11 protein-coding genes are annotated in these 21,004 nt (G+C 40.4%); 2 read left to right on the plus strand and 9 right to left on the minus strand.

The window, feature by feature from the left end; all coding sequences use genetic code 11:
* Nucleotides 1–316: 316 nt before the first annotated feature.
* From pth to ACFSR6_RS03565, 3 genes are all read right to left on the minus strand, one after another.
* Entirely contained in the window at nt 317–877 is a 561-nt protein-coding gene (gene pth, locus ACFSR6_RS03555) for an aminoacyl-tRNA hydrolase (protein WP_379075039.1), read from the minus strand.
* A gap of 149 nt (nt 878–1,026) precedes the next feature.
* Entirely contained in the window at nt 1,027–1,611 is a 585-nt protein-coding gene (locus ACFSR6_RS03560; RefSeq protein WP_183765198.1) for a 50S ribosomal protein L25/general stress protein Ctc, read from the minus strand.
* A 151-nt stretch (nt 1,612–1,762) separates the two neighbouring features.
* A complete protein-coding gene (locus ACFSR6_RS03565; RefSeq protein ID WP_379075228.1) occupies nt 1,763–2,704 on the minus strand; it encodes a ribose-phosphate pyrophosphokinase in 942 nt (313 codons plus the stop codon).
* Nucleotides 2,705–3,076: 372 nt separating this feature from the next.
* Here ACFSR6_RS03565 and ACFSR6_RS03570 point away from each other — a divergent pair, with 372 nt between their 5' ends.
* Both ACFSR6_RS03570 and ACFSR6_RS03575 read left to right on the plus strand, forming a co-directional pair.
* On the plus strand, nt 3,077–6,103 hold the full coding sequence (locus ACFSR6_RS03570; protein WP_379075042.1) for a glycosyltransferase family 117 protein: 3,027 nt from the start codon (nt 3,077–3,079) through the stop codon (nt 6,101–6,103).
* Between the two features lie 216 nt (nt 6,104–6,319).
* Nucleotides 6,320–9,364 (plus strand): DUF2723 domain-containing protein, encoded by a 3,045-nt coding sequence (locus tag ACFSR6_RS03575; RefSeq protein WP_379075045.1) that lies wholly within the window; start codon nt 6,320–6,322, stop codon nt 9,362–9,364.
* A 273-nt stretch (nt 9,365–9,637) separates the two neighbouring features.
* On the opposite strand, the gene ACFSR6_RS03580 is transcribed toward ACFSR6_RS03575, so the two are convergent.
* The 6 genes from ACFSR6_RS03580 to ACFSR6_RS03605 form a co-directional block, all read right to left on the minus strand.
* The gene (locus tag ACFSR6_RS03580; RefSeq protein WP_379075047.1) at nt 9,638–10,600 is read right to left on the minus strand and encodes an acetyl-CoA carboxylase carboxyltransferase subunit alpha; all 963 of its coding nucleotides are present in this window, start codon (nt 10,598–10,600) and stop codon (nt 9,638–9,640) included.
* Between the two features lie 504 nt (nt 10,601–11,104).
* Nucleotides 11,105–12,664, minus strand: a complete 1,560-nt coding sequence (locus ACFSR6_RS03585; RefSeq protein WP_379075050.1) for a S10 family peptidase — start codon at nt 12,662–12,664, stop codon at nt 11,105–11,107.
* A 157-nt stretch (nt 12,665–12,821) separates the two neighbouring features.
* A complete protein-coding gene (locus ACFSR6_RS03590) occupies nt 12,822–13,223 on the minus strand; it encodes a hypothetical protein (RefSeq protein ID WP_379075053.1) in 402 nt (133 codons plus the stop codon).
* Nucleotides 13,224–13,444: 221 nt separating this feature from the next.
* A complete protein-coding gene (locus ACFSR6_RS03595) occupies nt 13,445–15,784 on the minus strand; it encodes a family 20 glycosylhydrolase (protein WP_379075056.1) in 2,340 nt (779 codons plus the stop codon).
* A gap of 225 nt (nt 15,785–16,009) precedes the next feature.
* Complete coding sequence (locus ACFSR6_RS03600) at nt 16,010–17,605, minus strand: SusD/RagB family nutrient-binding outer membrane lipoprotein (RefSeq protein WP_343524664.1); 1,596 nt, start codon at nt 17,603–17,605, stop codon at nt 16,010–16,012.
* Nucleotides 17,606–17,623: 18 nt separating this feature from the next.
* Nucleotides 17,624–20,902, minus strand: a complete 3,279-nt coding sequence (locus ACFSR6_RS03605; RefSeq protein ID WP_379075059.1) for a SusC/RagA family TonB-linked outer membrane protein — start codon at nt 20,900–20,902, stop codon at nt 17,624–17,626.
* Nucleotides 20,903–21,004 lie beyond the last annotated feature (102 nt).

The following is a 21,004-nucleotide window of genomic DNA, read 5'->3' on the forward strand; positions in this document are numbered from 1 at the left end:
TTCTCTCTACTTAAGACCTGACCGATGATAGCCAGTTTAAATTCCAGACTATACTTAATTTTTCTGCTCATAAAATGCTCCTATTAAAGTGTCCAACTTTTTGGGGGCAGTCCACGTAGCGAGGACTTGTAATGAAAAGCAGGGCGAACATTAAAAAGTGCTACTGTAATTGCTCTCCAAAAAACCTTCTTTCTGGATTATCCCTGTTACAGTCAAACTATCCGTTAGCATGAATTTTATTTTAGGATTTGTTTTGCAAAGATGCCGAAATAAATCCGATAGCTATCGGATCAGCATGACGATTCTTGTAAGAAAACTACTTATTAAAAGCCGTCATGGTGTGAGCGGGCCCAACAGTGACAAAACTTTTAATCAATTCTACACTTTTATCAATCAGTGCCGGCAGTTCCAATTGTTCGTTTTTATCGAATAAACCTAACACAAAATCTACTTGCCGGCCTTTGGGATAATCGTTACCGATTCCGAAACGTAAACGCGCATAATTTTGCCCCCCACACACTTCTTCAATACTTTTTAAGCCGTTATGTCCAGCGCTTGAGCCTTGCAGTTTTAACCTGAGTTTACCCAATGGCAGTGCAAGGTCATCAACAACAACGAGTACATTTTCTGGTGCTATTTTCAACTCCTTCATCCAATAGTTAACAGCCTTACCGCTTAGGTTCATAAAGGTTGTAGGCTTAATTACGTGCAATTTTTTGCCTTTAAAACCGACCTCAGCATAATAGGCCAAACGAACATTATCAAAACTACCACCTAAACCTTTTACCAGTTCATCAGCAATATCAAAGCCAATATTATGCCGGGTATGTGCATAATCCGGTCCGATATTTCCTAAGCCAACTATAAGATATTTCATGGGGCAAAGATAAAAAAAAGGTCCGAAGTCAGGAGTCCGAAGCCTATACCACAAAATTAATTAGCGGATTAATTTTAATGTAAAAAAAAAGCGTTCCGAATTAAATCGAAACGCTTTATCTTGAAATCAAGAAATCCTAAGAATCCTGATTACTTTTTACCTTTAGCAGCTTCAGTTTCTGCTTGTTTTAATGCTCTAGACATTGCAACAGAAACGATAGTATCTTCAGGAGTATTAGTGATTACGTATTTATCACCTTTAAGGTCACGAACACGGAACAAGCTACCTACTTCTAATTTCTCTAAGCTTACTTCTACGTTTTGTGGCATGTTAGCTGGTAACGCTTTAACACGTAGTTTACGTAATTTCTGGATTAATTTACCCCCCATTTTAACACCTGGAGAAGTTCCTGTTAATTTTACAGGGATTTCCATCACGATTTCTTTCTCGTCGAACAACTGAAGAAAATCGATGTGTAATAATACATCGGTAAGTGGGTGAAACTGCGTATCTTTTACGATAGCTTTAGTTTTAACACCGTTAACATTGATTTCAACAAAGTTAACCTCCGGGGTATAAATTACATCTCTTAAATCAGCAATAACCACAGCTAAGTGTTGTTGCTCTTTTCCACCGTACAATACCGCCGGAACTTTACCTTCGTAACGAAGTTCCTTGGCATCGCGTTTCCCTACGTTCTCTCTTGGAGAACCGCTAATTGCGATTGTTTTCATTTTTTATTTATTTAATTATGTATTAGTATCAAGTATTTAGTAGTTTGTATCAAGACTTAAAGCTTTCTACACCTTACCTCCTACCTTTATTATTCTTTTTTTTTGGGCGATAGCCTTAAAACGCTAATCGCAATGCACTAAACGCTTTGCATTAAACCCTAAACAGATCGCTAATGGATCCGTGCTCATTTACATTGGCAATGGCCCTTGCAAATAAACTTGCCGTGCTTAACACCCTTATTTTCGAACTTTCCTGTTTTAACGGGATTGTATCGGTTACTATCAGTTCAGTTAATACTGAATTTTCTACGGTTTCTACTGCATTGCCCGATAATACGGCATGTGTACAAACCGCTCTTACGCTGGCAGCACCATTCTCCATAATCAGGGCGGCAGCCTTTGACAAGGTACCTGCAGTATCGCAGATATCATCTATCAATACCACATCTTGCCCCTGCACATCACCAATAATAGACATCGATTCGATTTCGTTGGCGCGTTTACGGCGTTTATCGCAAATAATCACTTCTGCATTAAAAAACTTGGCAAAAGTACGTGCCCTGTACGAACCGCCCATATCGGGAGATGCAATGGTTAAGTTTTTTAAACCTAAGCTTTTGATATAAGGCACAAAGATAACCGATCCGTCCAGGTGATCAACCGGAATATCAAAGAAACCCTGTATCTGTGCAGCATGTAAATCCATCGTCATGATGCGGTGGATACCTGCCGACTTTAATAAATTGGCTACCAATTTGGCCCCGATTGCTACACGTGGTTTATCTTTTCTATCCTGACGTGCCAACCCATAATAAGGAACCACTGCTGTAATGTAATGCGCAGATGCTCTTTTAGCGGCATCAATCATTAACAAAAGTTCCATTAAGTTATCGCTTGGCTGATAGGTAGACTGAATCAGAAAAACATCACTACCACGAACTGACTCATCAAAAGAAGGTTGAAATTCACCATCGCTGAATTTATGGATGGTTACGCTACCAAGTGGTTTGCCGTAATGTTCGGCAATCTTAAGTGATAATCCCTTAGAACCTGTTCCGGAAAAAAGTTTTACCGGGTTAAACTGCAATGGCATGGTCCGTGTGTAGTTTACGGTTAAAAAAAATCGGATCATGTCTGTTTAAAACATGATCCGACATTAAATTTTTGTTGTCCGACCTGGATTCGAACCAAGACAAACGGTACCAAAAACCGTTGTACTACCCTTATACTATCGGACAATTTTTATCAAGGATATTCTCCTCGAAAGGGAATGCAAATGTAGGAACCTTATTTTAATTATGCAAGAGTGATTTTAAAATATTTTAATTTCTTTCCTGCCGTTCGTTGTTTGCGATACAAAGATAAAAAAATGATCCCATCCGATGCAACATTTTATTTTTTTAAACGACATTTTTTTACTGTGAACCACATAAATCATTTATTATCAAAGACAAAAAATTAAACTATGAACTACACCAGGATCAACACCATTGGAGGCTGGCTCTGCTTTTGCATTGCTGCAATCACCTACATTTTAACTTTAGATCAATCCGTAAGCTTTTGGGACTGTGGCGAATTCATTTCCTCGGCCTATAGAATGGAGGTGGTGCATCAGCCTGGTGCGCCAATTGTGTCCATGATTCAAAGAATGTTCTCTATACTGGCTTTTGGAGATAAAACCAAGATAGCCTATTTTATGAATATTGCATCGGCGCTCGCAAGTGCGGGTACCATTTTATTTTTATTCTGGACCATTACAGCATTGGCAAAGAAAATCCTGGTTAAAAAAGGAGAAATCATTACCAAACAACAGACAATAAGTATTATCGGCGCAGGTTTGGTTGGTGCCCTGGCTTATGCTTTTTCGGATAGTTTCTGGTTTTCGGCCGTAGAGGCCGAGGTTTACGCCATGTCGTCGCTTTGCAGTGCCGTAGTGCTCTGGGGCATATTGAAATGGGAATCGCAGGCTGACGAGCCGAAATCAGATCGCTGGTTGCTTTTTGTAGCCTATATTATGGGGCTTTCTATAGGAGTACACATTTTAAACCTGCTGACCATCCCTGCATTAATATTTGTTTATTATTTTAAAAAGAACCCTTCGCCAACATGGCTGGGCATTGTAAAAGTATCTTTTGTTGCTATTGCGGCATTGGCCAGCGTGCAGTTTGGTATAATCCAGTATGTGGTATCGTTTGCAGCAGGTTTCGATTACTTTTTCGTTAATACCGTAAACCTGGGTTTCGGCACAGGTATATTAGTTTTTGCCATTTTAGTAATTGGCGGCCTGGTTTATGGCATCCGTTATTCGATCAGAAGGAACAAAAGAGCCTTAAACCTGATCTTATTATTCACTGTACTGCTTTTATTCGGTTACAGTTCTTTTGCGCTTTTAGTAATCAGGGCGCAGGCTAAGCCCAACCTCAACAACTACAATGTAGATAATGTATTTTCATTTTCCAGGTATTTGGGCCGCGATCAATATGGCGACAGGCCTTTATTTTATGGAGAAAACTACAATTCAGAAAAAATCGACATTAAGGAAACCGGCAAGATTTTCCGTAAGGGCAATAAGAAGTACGAACCTGCCGGAACCAAATCGGCCTACGTTTTTGCCGATAAAACTTTAATGCCCCGCATGTACAGCGATAAACCTGAGCATGTTCGCTTTTATAAAAATTACATGGGTTTTGACGATCAGCATAAACCAACATTGTTAGAAAACCTGCAATACATGTTCTCTTTCCAGGCCGGACAGATGTATATGCGTTATTTTATGTGGAATTTTGCAGGCCGGAAAAACAATGAAGACGGTCAGTTAGGCGGCACAGATGGCACCTGGCTTAGCGGAATAAAACCGGTAGATGCGATTAGACTGGGCAGTCAGAAAAACCTGCCTCCATCTGTTACCGAGAACAAAGCTTATAACCGTTTTTTCTTTTTGCCTTTAATTATCGGCCTTATCGGTGCGGTTTGGCATTTTAAACGCAACCAGAAAGATGCCGGTGTTATTGGCCTGTTGTTCTTTTCTACCGGGATTGCCATAGTGCTGTACCTCAATTCTGTTCCGGTTGAGCCCCGCGAAAGGGATTATGCTTACGTAGGCTCATTTTATGCTTTTGCCATCTGGATTGGCTTAGGCGTGTTGGGGTTAAAAGACTGGGTATTTAAAAAATTGACACCTGCACGGGCTGGTATTTTTGCATCTGTTGTGGCCATGTTCTGCGCACCGATCATCATGGCCAACCAGGGCTGGGATGATCACGACCGTTCGGATAGTCACGACGCAAGGGATATGTCTGTCAACTACCTTAAATCCTGCGCACCCAATGCCATTCTGTTTACCTATGGCGATAACGATACTTACCCGGTATGGTATGCACAGGAAGTAGAAAATATACGTCCGGATGTGCGGGTGGTAAACCTAAGTTTATTCACTGCCGATTGGTACATTGATGGCATGCGGAAAAAGCAGAACGAATCGGCCCCTTTGCCCATCACCTTAAAACCTGAACAATACGTGGAAGGTACCCGCGACATTATGTATTACCAGGATTATAAAATTGCGCAGCACATTGAGCTGAAAGAAATTTTAGATGTACTGTTATCGGATAACGATGCTGATAAAGTAACCATGAACGATGGCACAAAATATAATGTATTGCCTACCAAAAACCTGAAACTTGCGGTAAGCCCGCAACAGGTTTTAGATACAGGTACGGTACCGAAAGAAGATGCGGGCAAAATTGCAAACAGCATGGAATGGACCTTTAACCAAAACTATGTAACGAAAGGAACTTTGGCATTGTTCGATATTTTGGTGCACAACAACTGGGAACGCCCCATTTACTTTACCGGAGCCATGCCCGATGAACAGTATATCGGTTTAAACCAATACCTTTATTCGGAAGGGCTGAACAAAAGATTACTGCCGTTAAAACCGGATACAACCATTACTGAAGATTATGAGCGCATCAACCTCAGACCATTGTACAACAACCTGATGAACATTTATGCTTATGGAAATATCAAAAATGCAAATCACCTGGACAGGCAATCGTCTGATGATGTAACCAGAATCTCGAATATGTTTAACAGTGCTTTAAACGACCTGATCAACCAGGGCAAGATTGCAGAAAGCAAAAAAATGGTGAATAAATTCCTTGAAGTAATCCCGGATAAATTTTACAGCATGCGCCAGGTAATGAGTACTTATTATTTTACCGAAAGCCTTTACCGCTTAAACGACTTAAACCGCGCAAATGCAATGATCAAAAAAACGGCCGATTACGTTAATAAGGAACTGAATTATCTTGCTGATGTTTCGGAAAGCAAAAACCAGCTTGCGGCAGAGCAGGATGTACGTTTTTACCTCGCCTACCTGGGTCAAATGGTAAAATTAACTGGTGTTTTTAAACAGGGAGGGCTAAGTAAAAGCCTCGAAAAAGAGTACAACGATCTGATTGCCCGTTTTACCCCCTATGCAACCGGTTAGCATAAAAATATTTTAAATTTAAACCCATAGGCGGCTTTTAACATTCCTGCCTATGGGTTTTTCTTTTAAGACTGATTAAAATCCTTGATGTTAATAGGCTTAAGCCGTTAAAAATTGTTAAATGAATCCAAAAAATTACCTGTTTTGTCGACTAGAATAGTTAATTTCGGCAGCATTTTTATATAAAAACAATTTTTAATATCATTAAACAAACCGATGAATTATTCAAAAGTTAATAATATAGTAGGCTGGATCTGCTTTTTAATTGCTACACTCACTTATGTTTTGACCCTCGAGCCTTCTGCCAGCTTTTGGGATTGCGGTGAATTTATTGCGTCAGCATTTAGAATGCAGGTTGTTCACCAACCGGGCGCCCCATTATTCTTAATGATACAGCGTTTCTTCTCTATCTTTGCAGCTGGAGATTTAACCAAAATCGCTTACTGGATGAATGTGGGGTCGGCTGTTTCGAGCGGGGCAACTATCTTATTTTTGTTTTGGACCATTACCGCATTAGCTAAAAAAACCATCGTTAAAGCTGGTGAAGAACTTACAACCGGAAAACTCATCAGCATTATGGGTGCCGGCGCTGTTGGTGCACTGGCTTATACTTTTTCTGATAGTTTTTGGTTTTCGGCAGTTGAATCGGAAGTTTATGCACAATCATCATTATTTACTGCGATTGTTTTCTGGGCCATCCTTAAATGGGAGGCACACGCAGATGAGCCAAGAGCCGACCGCTGGTTGCTGTTTATAGCTTATATCATGGGTTTATCTATCGGTATTCACCTATTAAACTTATTAACCATCCCTGCACTGGCTTTTGTTTATTATTTCAAAAGAACTGATAAAGCGACAACCGGAGGTATTTTTAAAACCTTGCTGGTTGGTATTTTAATTCTGGCAGTAATCCAATATGGTATTATCCAATATCTGGTTTCGTTCGGTGCGTATTTCGATTTGTTCTTTGTAAATACGTTGGGTCTTGGTTTTGGAACCGGTGTTTTATTCTTCGCAATTTTATTAATCGGAGCCCTGGTTTGGGGAATCCGTTATTCGATCAGACATCAAAAGAAATTATTAAATCTGGGTTTACTATCTGCCGTGTTGATTATATTTGGTTATGCATCTTTTTCGATGATCATTATCAGGGCAAAGGCAGACCCGAATTTAAATAACAGTGCGCCTAAAGATGCTTTCTCTTTTTTAAGCTACCTCAACCGTGAGCAGTATGGCGACAGGCCATTATTGTACGGCCCTAACTATAATTCTGAAAGAACAGGAGTAGTTGAAGGTGGAAAAACCATTTGGAGAAAAGGTAAAGACAAATATGAAGTAGCTGGTAAAAAAACTGATTACGAATACAATAACAATACGCTATTGCCACGTATGTACAGTGATGACGCCAGACATGCCAGTTTTTACAAAGAATGGATGCACCTAGATGATTCAAAAAACCCTAACCTGGTTGATAATGTTGGCTTTTTAGCAAGTTACCAGATTGGTTATATGTATATGCGTTATTTCTTCTGGAACTTTGTTGGCCGCCAGAATGATGAGCAAGGTCAGGGCAGCGGATTTGAAGGCGAGTGGATTAGCGGGATTAAACCGATTGACAGCTGGCTGCGAGGTGATCAAAGTCATTTGCCGCCATCAACTGTTGACAATAAAGCATATAACCGTTTCTTCTTTTTACCCTTGATTATGGGAATAATCGGTGCACTTTGGCACTTTAAACGCAACCAAAAAGATGCAGGTGTAGTGGGTTTGTTATTCTTCTTTACCGGTATTGCAATTGTATTATACCTGAATCAAAAGCCTTTGGAGCCGCGCGAGAGAGATTACGCCTATGTAGGATCTTTCTATGCCTTTGCTATATGGATAGGGCTGGGTGCACTGGCATTACAGGAATGGCTGTTTAAAAAATTAACCCCAACTGCCGGAGCCATTGGTGCAACGGTTATTGGTTTACTGGCTGCCCCGGTTATTATGGCCGAGCAGGGATGGGATGATCATGACCGCTCTACCAAACTGGTTCCGCACGATATTGCTTTAGACTACCTGCAATCGTGTGCGCCTAATGCCATTTTGTTTACGTATGGCGATAACGATACCTATCCGCTTTGGTATATCCAGGAAGTAGAAAATGTACGTCCTGATGTGCGCATTGTAAACCTGAGTTTATTCGATACAGACTGGTATATTAACGGCTTACGCCAGAAACAAAACGAATCGGCTCCATTGCCAATTACCATGAAACCTGAACAATATGTACAGGGCGAACGCGATGTAATGCCTTATGACGATTATAAGCTTGCAGGTAATGTTGAGTTAAAAAATGTGGTTGACTTATTGTTATCAAATGATGACAGCGATAAAGTCCCTATGCAGGATGGGTCGAAATCTAACTTTTTACCAACCAAGAACTTAAAAATTACAGTTGATCCGCAGCAGGTAATCAGTACCGGGACCGTTCCGGCTGCAGATGCTGCGAAAATTGCCACCGAAATGGATTGGAAATTTAACAAGGGTTATGTAACTAAAGGTACTTTAGCCATGTTCGATATCCTTGCTCACAACAACTGGAAACGTCCGATCTATTTCGCCTCTACAGTGCCTTCAGATCAATATAACGGTTTAGATAAATACCTGTACAGCGAAGGGTTGGCTTTGCGTTTATTGCCACTTAAAGCTGATACCACAGCATCTGACGATAAACCAGACCAGTTGAACACACCTGTTCTTTATAATAATGTGATGACTAAATTTAAGTGGGGCAATATGAAAACCGCTAAATATTTAGATCCGCAATCGTCAGATGATACTTTCATTTTTACCAATATTTTCAGCAGTTTAACAAGCGGCCTGATTAAAGAAGGTAAAATTGATGAAGCTAAAAAAGTAGTAGATAAATATTTTGCCGTGATGCCAACCGAAAAATTCTTTGGCATACGCACGGTGGTTGTAAAGTTCTACATGGCCGAAAATTTATATAAATTAGGTGAAACAGCAAGGGCTAACGATATTTTAGACAAATCAGGCGATTATATCAGTAAGGAATTAAACTACCTGGCTGATATTTCACAATCAAAAGGTTTAACCGGATCGCAGAATATCCAGACCGGTTTATACTATCTTGACCGAATGGTTAAAACGAGTAAAGCTGCAGGTCAGGATAAGTTGAGCGAGAAGCTTCAGAAAACATTCAACAATCTGGAAGGCCGTTTATCGATGTTCTTTCCACAACAAGGTCCGCAATAATAAACGGGCCTGTAAATAGCTTAGCAAGCAGCTGCATTAATTTGTAGCTGCTTTTTTGTTGATCAGCCCATAAAGTGTTCGCTTGCGCTCGTTTCTAACGAGTGCAAAATAGTTTTTACGATTCCATCGTAAAGAAAAGGAAAGTGTTTCTAAATCGTAAATACGACCTGCTATTTACACGCTCGTTAGAAACGAGCGTGAGCATGCCTTTACCCACAAAAAAATCCTGTTCAGTATTACCGAACAGGATTAATTTTTATATTTTTATTAGGGCTATTCGTTTACTACGCCCATTTCGCAAAATTTCTCAATCCTTTGCTCAATCATCTTATCGGTTTTTAATTTACCCAAAGCGGCTAAATCTTTTACGATATACTCTTTTAATGTTTTACCCATCAATTCCGGATCCTGGTGCGCACCACCTAAAGGTTCAGGAATGATTCCATCAATTAACTTATTATTGAACATATCGTCAGAAGTTAATTTGAGGCATTCGGCAGCTTTTTCCTTAAAATCCCAGCTTCTCCATAAAATAGATGAACAAGACTCAGGCGAAATAACCGAATACCAGGTATGCTCTAACATATAAACTTTATCGCCGATACCGATACCCAAAGCTCCTCCCGATGCACCTTCTCCTACAACGATGCAGATAATAGGCACACGTAAAACAGCCATTTCCAATAAGTTTCTGGCAATAGCTTCTCCTTGTCCGCGTTCTTCAGCTTCCAAACCCGGGTAAGCACCCATGGTATCAATAAACGTAATAACAGGTTTATTGAATTTTTCGGCCAGGCGCATTAACCTTAAAGCTTTGCGGTAGCCTTCCGGATTGGCCATACCAAAATTGCGGTACTGGCGTTCTTTGGTGTTTTTACCCTTCTGATGACCAATAACCATTACGGTTTGGCCATTTATAGAAGCAAAGCCACCAATAATTGCTTTATCATCTTTTACCGTTCTATCGCCGTGCATTTCAATAAAATCATCGCAAATCATATTGATATAATCAAGAGTTTGCGGACGATCCGGGTGACGGCTCATCTGAACCTTGTTCCAACCGGTTAAATTTTTATATAAGTTGTTGGTAGTTTCATCTAATTTACCATCAAGCTCGTCTAAAGTGGCAGACATATCTACCTTGGTTTTTTCGGCAACTTGTTTAACCTTTTCTATCTGCTGAACTAAATCGGCAATAGGTTTTTCAAAATCGAATGATGTTTTTATCTGCTGCATAATTGAACCACAAAAATAAGTAATTATTTTTAGTTTGTAACCAACAGTTTTTTGTTTACGTTTTTACAAGTATAAAATACATCAGCAGGTTAGCAGATGCTTATAGTAAAAGTTATTATAATTGGGAAAACAATAGTAACGTGTAGAGAATTCTGCCCGTTCTAAAAAATGATATGATTTGAAAAGCAATTGCAGTGATACTTTGGCCTGGTTCTGTCCTGCTCTACCTTCTGCCGCGAAGGGCGGCAGAAGGTAGAGCAGGTTTATTTTATTCCGGTTTCTGCAACTATGTAAGTTCTGTACCGCCGCCCTCAAATGTGCTGTCATGCTGAGGCACGAAGCATCTCGCCCCGATGAAACAGATGCTTCATACCTCAGCATGACATAAACAAAAAAAGATGTAATGTAAAGCAGGACTAACATTCATTATTGTGCTGAAGCTACGCTCCAAAAAACCTAAAACAGCTAATAACTTTAAGTCCTGTTTGTTGCCAACGCTAAATCTTAAAACTTAGCTGCCTCACCTGCTTTAGGCAGGGCTTTTTTAATAAATTCGCGAATGTGGTTATTGGCCATTTTTAAATCATCTTTACGCAGGTACATCATGTGTCCGCTACGGTAACCTTCCCAGCTCATACGATCCTGAAGTTTACCGGCAGCATCTAACTGCCACATGCTATATTTGGCATTAAAATAATCGCAGGCACCATCATAATAGCCCGATTGTACCAATAAATGCAGGTAAGGATTTTGTGCCATGGCCTGACGGAGGTTATCGCCTGTTTGGTCTCCGGTTTTATCCCAGGGATACACAGAACCGAACATATTGTATTTTAAATCGGTTTTGTAGTTAAGCTCGTTGCGGATATACATGTTAATGGCCGGGGTAAAAGAATGCAGCCAGGAAGTTAGCTCTGCATTATAATCCGGACCTTCGCCCGCAGTCATTTTATCTATACCGCGGTAGCGCGAATCTAAACGCCCAACTGTGAAACCTTTATCCCTTAACAGTTCTTTCCAGAAAAAATCGGTCGGTACGTTAAGGTTATAATCTAGAATTACCTTTTCAGAAAGCCCCGAATAACGGGCCATTTTAACGGCAATGGCTTTCTTTTTATCGGCACTGAGCATGCCACCCTGCGAAATTGCCGGGATGAGCTCGTTAATGGTAAAAGTTTCTACCTCGGGCAGCATTGCTGTTAAATCTTTTCCTTGTAAATCGCTGGCCAAGGCTTTATGGTACCATGCCGTTGCGGCAAAGTAAGGCAAACGCAAAGCTGCATCAACAGGACCGCTCCGTTCAATACCCAATTCGGTTGGCGATACCAGCACCACCCCGTTTAAATACATCCACTGGCTGTTCTGCAGCTCTAAAGCAAGGCCCGAAACACGGGTTGTACCATAACTTTCGCCGATTAAAAATTTTGGCGAAGCCCAGCGGTTGTTCCGGGTTACAAAAGTATTGATCCACTCTGCCAGATACTTAATATCGGCGCGTACACCAAAGAATTTATTGGTTGGGATATCTTTGCTCACCGCCCGCGAATACCCTGTATTAACCGGATCGATGTAAACGATATCGGCCACATCTAAAATAGAATATGGATTTTCTTTATAACCGTAAGGCTGTACCGGATAACCCTCATCATCAATATTTAACATCACTGGGCCGGTATAGGCGATATGCATCCATACTGAAGCCGAACCGGGGCCTCCATTAAAAGAAATAACCAAAGGCCTCTTATCGCGGTTCTGAACATCGCTGCGTTCGTAATAAGTATAAAACAAACCTGCAATCGGCTTTCCGTCTTCATCCCATACAGGAAGTGTACCTGCAGTGGCCTTGTAAGGCACCGCCTTCCCATCGATGTTTACGGAGTGATTGGTAACCACCGAACTTTCCACCTTGATAATCCTTTCATTAGCAGATGGTTTCGCTTCGTCTTTAACTGTAACCTGCGTAGTGGTTACCGTTTCTTTAGACTGGCTTTTATTCGGTCCGGGTTGTGCATATGCCAAAGCACTTACGCTTAAAAATGTAGCAAGTATAAATTTGAATTTCATTGTTTTGATTTGGTTCCTAAATATCAAACTATTACGGCGTTTATCAAAAAAGCGCATTAGAAATGTTAACATAAAAAAACCAGCAAACTTTTAGGTCTGCCGGTTCTGCAAAAAACTGCTGCGATGAAGCAGTAGACTCTTTATTCAGGGTTGCAACTTAAATTACAACTGCTTCGGCACTTGCATCTCCAATCTGCCAGCCTATAGTTGGGTTTCCGGTAACCAATACATGTACAAAATATTCATAATAAGACCCGGCCTTGTAACCTTCAAAAGTATCGGCATAAATCGGACCCGAGGAATGAGACACCGACGTTAGCGGAACATTACCCTCTCCCTGTATGGTTACTGTAATGCTTGAATAAACCTGCCCCGTGGTATACTGAAGTGTTGCTACTGCAGACAGGCCGTTACTGGTAGTAAAATTTTTCGTAACCGTAACTCCCCCCCTACGCATAACCTTTTTAGGAGAAAGGGTTACTTTTCCGGGTATAAAACTACTGAACAGACAAACTGTAAAAGCTAAAGAAGCTACGAGTAAAGCAATTGTTTTTTTCATTTTCTTTTGTTTAAGTGGGTTAACTATTAATTAAAAATTATTGGTGTATAGTGCCAGAAAATACAACTACAACCTTTGGTAGTGATAGAAGTTAATAACCGCTAATTACGGGTGGTATAGTTGCCTGTTAATTAAAGATAATGCTTTATGGAAAAGATATTTCCCTAAATCTACACGCAAACGTTTGACTGATAAGCAAATACCAGATCACAAAGAATCTATCACTTTAATTCCAGAATCTCGTCGTCTGACAGGACTTTGTTCCAAATTTGTAATTCGTCTAACTTTCCTTTAAATCCGCCCACTGTTTGAAGCGGGAAGAACAAAGTTTCCGATTTACGCATTCTCGTTTTGTCTTTATCTGCAAACACGATCCAGTTATCGTACAATCGCTTTTCGGGTTTGCCATTTACATAAAGGCTGGTGCCTTTATTGGTTCCGGTTATAACAATATGTGTCCAGCTATTTTCAGGTACGGCATAGCCAAAATCAATATCGTAACCTTCTCTTGAAAAGCCAAGTTTGCCGGTACCTGTCTGTCTTAATTTTACAGTAGCGTTAGGCGATCTGAATAATACTGCGTCATCCAAATTGTTACTGGCAGGGTTTATCCAAAACGAAACGGTATAATCATATCCTATTTCAGTGTATGGTAAGCTGGCATAACTATCTTTTCCTGAAAATGACAAGGCATTTTTTGAATATCCTTCTAAGTAAACAGCGCCCTTGGTTTTAATTTGATTATCTTTTTGATCAAAGTTAAACCGGACTGTAAATGGCGCATCGTTTTTAGATAACTTTCCACTTATATTTAAGGAAGGGCCTTCTCCTATTTTTTTACTCAGAACATTAAAATCGTCGAACTTTAAAGTAGTGTTACTGCCGCCCCACATCTTTTGTGATAATACCTGCATGGCAGGGAATACCCTGTCGTGTACATCTTTCTCCGTAATACCATTGCCTACAATATCATTCCATACCGCAAAAGACCCACCTAATATGGTTGGATCGCCAGGTTTAAACTGAACATTGCCTATCATAGAGGGTGTCCATTTGTTATAAAGATTTTTAATATTCAGGTAATCGTAATAATAGCCGGCCGCAGGTACAATATACAACCACCCATCCGGAGTGCTGATTTGCTTATAGCCCAGTTTCTTCATTTCAACAGGGTTGGCGTAACCATTATACCAGGTATTCATCACCACATTTTCTACTTTTACAGGAGTAGTACCTTTTGCGTGTGTTAACGCTCCCCAAAGCCGAACCTCTTTTCCAAAACTTTCTACATATTTAATCATGCGATCGGTAAAAGCCCTAAAAACCTCTGCATCTTTTTTAGCATATTCATCTGTACCGATGTGAACCGCTTTGCTGGTGAATACCGGCGTGCTGCCAGAAATATACTCTTTAAATATATTTTCCATAACGGTATAACTAAGCGGATTATGCAAATCGAGATGGTCCATACCATACGCTTTACTACCAATTTCGGGAACCACTTTGGTAAAGGCCAATGCATGTGCCGGTGCATCAATTTCCGGAACAATACGAACAGCATAGTCATCAGCCAGCTGTTGCAATGCTATAAATTCCTTTTTACTATAAGAACCATCTTTTGCGGTTAATCCCGGATAGGTCGTATTTTCTAAACGGAAAGCCGAATAGGTATCGGGCCAATTATCGTTGAAATATTTTTTAAAACCATTATCATTTAAGTGGATCTGAAAATCGTTCAATTTGTAATAAGACATGAATTTCACATAATCTCTTAAAAACTGCAGGCTAAAGAACTTGCGCCCCACATCCAGCACAAAACCACGCACTTTAAATTCTGGATAATCTCTTGCCAATCCTTTCGGAATAACATTTTTCTGCTCCAGCAATTGCAGCAAGGTTCTCGTTCCCCAGAACAATCCCTGATAGTTTACGGCACTAATGGCAATATACTCATCTGTACTAAAGTAATACCCTTCTTCGCCAATGCTTTTGTCTTTTGCATTTAAGGTTAAAAAAATATCCCCTTTCTTAGGCCTGCCTTTTGCAATTGACAGGTTAATACCTGCCAGATCTTTCAGCTCTTGTTTTAATATACGTGCAGCGCTTTGCAACTGTTTTTCATTCGCTGTGTTCAAAACGATTCTGCTGGCTGTGGTTAAAGAAAAATTGCCTTTACCGCCATGCCATTCCCGTAAAGCAGGGATTACAAAAGGCTGTGGGTTAACCCCTCCATCGGAGAATTTTCCAGGCACCACGATCTGTTTAGACACATCGTACTTTATCGAATCGCTAAGCTCACTGATCAACTCGAAATATAAGCTCACATTTGTTGCAACCAGGGGGATAGTTATGTTTCCGGATCCATCAATAATGGGTTCGCGGTTACTCCCCTTAAATACCAACGAATAACCTTTGGGGCTTTGGGGGAAAATAACTTTCTTATCGCCAACCCTTATTTCTTTAATATCAGGTACGGATTGAATAACCGTACTGTCGGTTTGACCGAATAAAAGACTTTGGCTGACAACAACAAAAGCAATGGTAATCAGAATGCTTTTCATGTGTAAATGGTGAATGGTTATAATTGGTGTTTAGGTTATTCCGTTAAGCACATTACAGTTTTAATGCTGAAAATAATGCGCTTATGAGTTAAAGATAAACTAAACTTCTTTATACACTCAAGCAAGTTTTGCGCAAACGTTTGATGAAAATACAACAGAAAATAATGAAACAAAAAAAGCCGACACTGCATAAGCAATGTCGGCCAGTAACCGGGATGATATAAATTATTTATCCCACCAAACTCTACCGGTCAGATTATCTCCGCCTGGTACAGCTGCAGAAGCGGCCTTGTAGTTAACACCATTCTTGGTTGCCTCTTCTACTGGATAAGGGAAACGGCGGGGAATAGTTCCATTGGTAGCATTTCCGGGGTAAACCACAGGGTTTAGTGCCGGGAAACCTGACCTGCGCCAATTAGACCAGGTTTCGTAAAAATCTAACATGGTACATGTATGCAGCCAGTATTGGGTATTGATCATTTCTAATCCGTTTGCTGGAATATATGGGTTGGCGATAGCATAGGCATCGGCTATTGTGCCCGATATGGCCAGGCTAGCGTCGTATTGTGATAAGAAAGTGATACCGGCAGATAAACCATTGGCATAGTGGGCCGCCGCAGATCCGCCAATTGCCCATCTTTGTGCTGCTTCTGCCAATAACAATTCACTTTCGGTATAGGTTAAGATAAAAGTTACCCCGTCTTTCTTAATCATTGCCGGGTTTGGTGATGAATAAGCAGCAAAAGTGGTATAGGAAGCATCTTGCCTGATATCTCTGCCTGCAATACCGCTCAGGTCTTTTCCATTAGGCATTCCTTTTTGTAAAAGTGGATCGGCACTGTAATTAGGATTTTGTGTTTTACTGTTTTCATCAAGATAAAGACCTGTAACCGCAACTTTTCCTAAACGTGGATCGTTCGCTGTTTTTAATTTATTAATAAATGTCTGTGACCACTTCACATAATAATTTTCTTGTCCGCCATCTCCGGCCAGCACCTGACTATTACGATTCTGGGTTACTCTTGCACCTGATACATCATGTTTAACAAGGGCATTATCATCATTACTAATCATTGTTTTACCAATAACTTTTTGAGCATAGGCCTTAGCCGTATTTTCATCTACTTTGGTTAAACGCATGGCTATACGTAACAATAATGTATTTCCAAACCTTTTCCATTTATTGATGTCGCCTTTATAAATAGCATCTCCGGTAACCTTATCTCCATTAACATCCAAGGCATTAGTGGCTTCTTCTACTTCTTTTAACAAATCGGTATAAATTGCCTGTTGTTTATCATATTTAGGGGCTAAATTGCCTGTATAATAACCTTGCCCTGCTTCCGAATACGGTGCATCGCCATATAAATCTGTAATACGTTCAAAGATCAGCGCTTTCCACAACCTGGCCACCTGACGAACGTTATTATATTTAGGAGATCCTTTTGTAAATTCAACAATATCTACAATCGGTTTAACCTGCTCTACGTAGGCCCCAACAGTGGTACTGCCCCAGTATGCTGCGGTGTAACCCTCATTAAGTAAATATTTATCCCCTGCCCAATAACTCAGCACGGTAGAAAGTCCCTGCATCATGGTTGATGAATAAATGAGGTTTCCTCTCCAGGTATCGTAAGCGAAATCGATACTCCCGGTGTAAGTAAGCTGAGCAGTAGTTAAAGTATAATTGGGATCAAAAGTTGCTGCTCCATATGCGGAAGGGTTGGTATTGATATCCTCGAAGTTTTTGGTACAACCCGAGATCATTAACATGCCGATACAAAGTAACAGGCTATATTTTTTTAATATGTTTGTTTTCATTGTTCTGTCTGTTTAAAATTAAAGCTTAACACTAAGGTTTACACCAAACGTTCTAACTGGCGGTACACCACCCAATTCCAATCCCGGAAAAGTGGCATTGTAACTCGATTCAGGGTCGATATTATCCGTCTTTTTCATCAGGATAAATAAATTGCGGCCAACAAGACTTACATTTAAGCCATGTATCTTGTTATTGAACATCTTGGCAGGAAAGTTATAACCCAGGGTTATCTGTCTGAACTTTATGAAACTGGCATCCTGTACAAATTTATTTGATACGTTATCTGCAGAAAGCTGATAATAAGCTGCAGCAGTATTTCCTAAAGCCTCACGGTTTTCAAGTGTGGCCTGGTGTAACCCAAATACGTAGCCATAATAATCGGTAGCTGAAAATAATTTTCCGCCCCATTTACCATCAATCAGAAATGATAATGTTGCCCCTTTATAATTAAACTCGTTATTCCAGCCGGCAAACCATTTATTATAGGCAGAGCCATATGCAACAAGATCTCCACGTTGGGGGGCACCGTTTGCGCCGAGCATGATATTGCCCGATGCATCGTACTTATAATCATAAGCCATTACCTGAGAGGCTGCTTTGCCCGGAATATTCTGTAAAAATCCAACTCCAGATCTTGAAGTGGCAATAAGATTTGAAGTCACACCATCGGCGAGCGAGATTACTTTGTTATCATTATACGATCCGTTTAAAGAAGAAGTCCATACGAAATCTTTGTTTTTTACTACCTGACCAGACAGCAACAGCTCCACTCCTTTATTTTCTATTTTGCCCGAGTTCAACACCGCACCACTATAACCTGTTGAGGTAGATGTGGTTACAAAAGTGATTTCATCTTTAGATATTTTTTTGTACCAGGTAAAATCAAGGTTTAAACGGTCTCCAAAGAAGCGCATTTCCGTTCCGATCTCCAATTCTGATGCTTTTGAAGCCTTTAATGCAGAATTAGGAATATTTACATTCGAAATGGTACCCAATGGCAATCCGTTTAAAACCTCACTTCTCAAACTATAGGTCAACAAAGTTTGATAAGGATCAGTGGCCTGGCCAACTACTGCGTAACCTGCCCTAACTTTACCAAAGCTTAAGAATGATGGTTTCCAAACTTCTGAAAAAACAAATGAACCACTAATGGAAGGATAAACCACATTCAACTTATTGTCTTTACCAGGCGTTGCCAGTGTAGAAAACCAGTCAGTACGTCCGCTACCGGTTAAATACAAAATATCTTGATAGGCAAGTTCAAGCGTACCGTATACCGATTGCGTTTCGGCTTCGGATGTGACATAAGCCACTGATTTATTTTTAGCATTTAAAATGTTGTAAACACCTGCTACGGCAAAATCGGTACCACTATTGGTCGTTTGAGTTATATTTGTTCTGCGGTAACTGCCACCAATATTTGGCGTGATCGAGAAATCTTCGTCTACTTTAAAAGGCTTGCCGATTAATACATCGACGTTAACATCTGCAAATTTGGTAGCCTGCTCTACAATTTTACCTGGAGCATAATAAGCTGTACCTGAAGGTACTACATTTTTATAGGTGTCGTTATAAGCATCACGACCTGCACGGCCTTGTAAAAACAAACCATTATCAAAAGTATAGCGGGCATTAAAAGAGCTGATCAAACGTTCGCGTTTGGTATCGTTTACAAATTCATTTGCCGCAAACCATGGATTGGTGGCATAGGCATTGCCTTTATTGTACTGAATTTCATTTCCATTTGCATCTTTCCATGGATCGAGGCTTTTTACACTTACACTCGTTGGTAAAAAAGCCACATTATAATTGGCATTACCTGCACCATCTGATACCATCGGCCTGTTTTTTGCCTGCTCCAGAATGTAATTCATTCGGGCATCAATGGTTAGGCATTTAATTGGGTTAAAGGTACCTACCAGGTTAAAAGATTGCCTGTTTAAACCAGAATTAGGCACAACCGAAGTATTGTGTACATCGTTGGCAGACAACCGGATAGAGCCGCCATCAAAACTTTTATTTAAAGCCAGGGTGTTAGACCATGTGCCTCCGGTACGGTAGAAATCTTCTATATTATTTTTCTGTGCAGTATAAGGCCTGCTTACCCCATCAAACTGAACCACGTTAGATCCATCTAATCTGGCACCCCAGCTCGATCCACCAACCTGTGCAGCAGCAGCGGCATCAGTTGGCTTTACACCATTGGCACCCTGTCCGTAAACGTACTGCCAGTTGGTTCTGTCCATTACTTGCTCTGCAACGTAATTGGTATTAAATTCGATGCTATTGCCTTTTCCGCTTTTGGTGGTGATCAGAATTACCCCTGCTTTTGCACGGTAACCATATAATGCTGCAGCCGCAGCACCTTTAAGTACTGAAATACTTTCAATATCATCCGGATTTAAATTTCCAACCGCATCCCCAAAATCAGGTGCATTATCATATTGGCTACCAGAGTTTCCATTGGCATTTAGGTTATTTAAACCTACCGGTTTATTTTCCATCGGTACACCATTAATTACATATAAGGGCTGGTTGGTTTGGCTTAAGCTTGAAACCCCGCGAATGGTTACGCTGGTTGCTGCGCCAGCACCTCCTGATGTGGAACTGATGTCTAAACCGGCCACTTTACCTACTAAAGAGTTGGCTACATTATTTTCTCTGGCCTGCGTTAACGTTTCGCCACTTACCTGTGTAACCGAATAACCTAATGCTCTTCTTTCTTTTTTGATACCCAAAGCAGTAACCACCACATCAGTAAGCTGTTTGGTATCTTCTGCCAGTACGATATCGATACTGTTTTGCGTGCCTATAGCGATTTCCCTTGTCTGAAAACCTGCATAAGAAACCACCAAAACTGCATTTTCGGGGGCGTTTAAGACGAATTTTCCGTTTATATCGGTAGAAGTGCCAATACCAGTTCCTTTAACCCTCACACTTGCACCGGGTAAAGCCCCTCCAAGGGCATCTTTTACGGTTCCGCTAATAGGTACTTCTTTATTTTTACTGATTACGATTAAGCCGCCTTCAGAAACAGAATATTTCAGGTTCGTTCTGTTTAAAATGGCTGCCAGCACATCCGTAACCAAAGTATTGGTTACCGTAATGCTTACGTCTTTATTTACCGGAACGTAAGAAGAACTGTAAACAAAATGGTAACTGCTCTGCTGTTCAATAATCTGTAAAACCCTGGCTAGCTTTGTTTTTTTAACATCTAAAGAAATTTTTTCCTGGGAAAAAACCGATGCCGAAACATTAAGACAGGTAATGAAAACCATAATACAGGCTAGTTTCATTAGCATAATGAATTTTAGAAGCGCCTTATATTTTGGGCGCCCTTGCAGTAAGTAATAATAAATCATATTTTTGTTTTTTTTGGTTGCATAAAGTTCTTGGCA

Source organism: Pedobacter vanadiisoli (genome assembly GCF_042684385.1).
Lineage (GTDB): Bacteria > Bacteroidota > Bacteroidia > Sphingobacteriales > Sphingobacteriaceae > Pedobacter > Pedobacter vanadiisoli.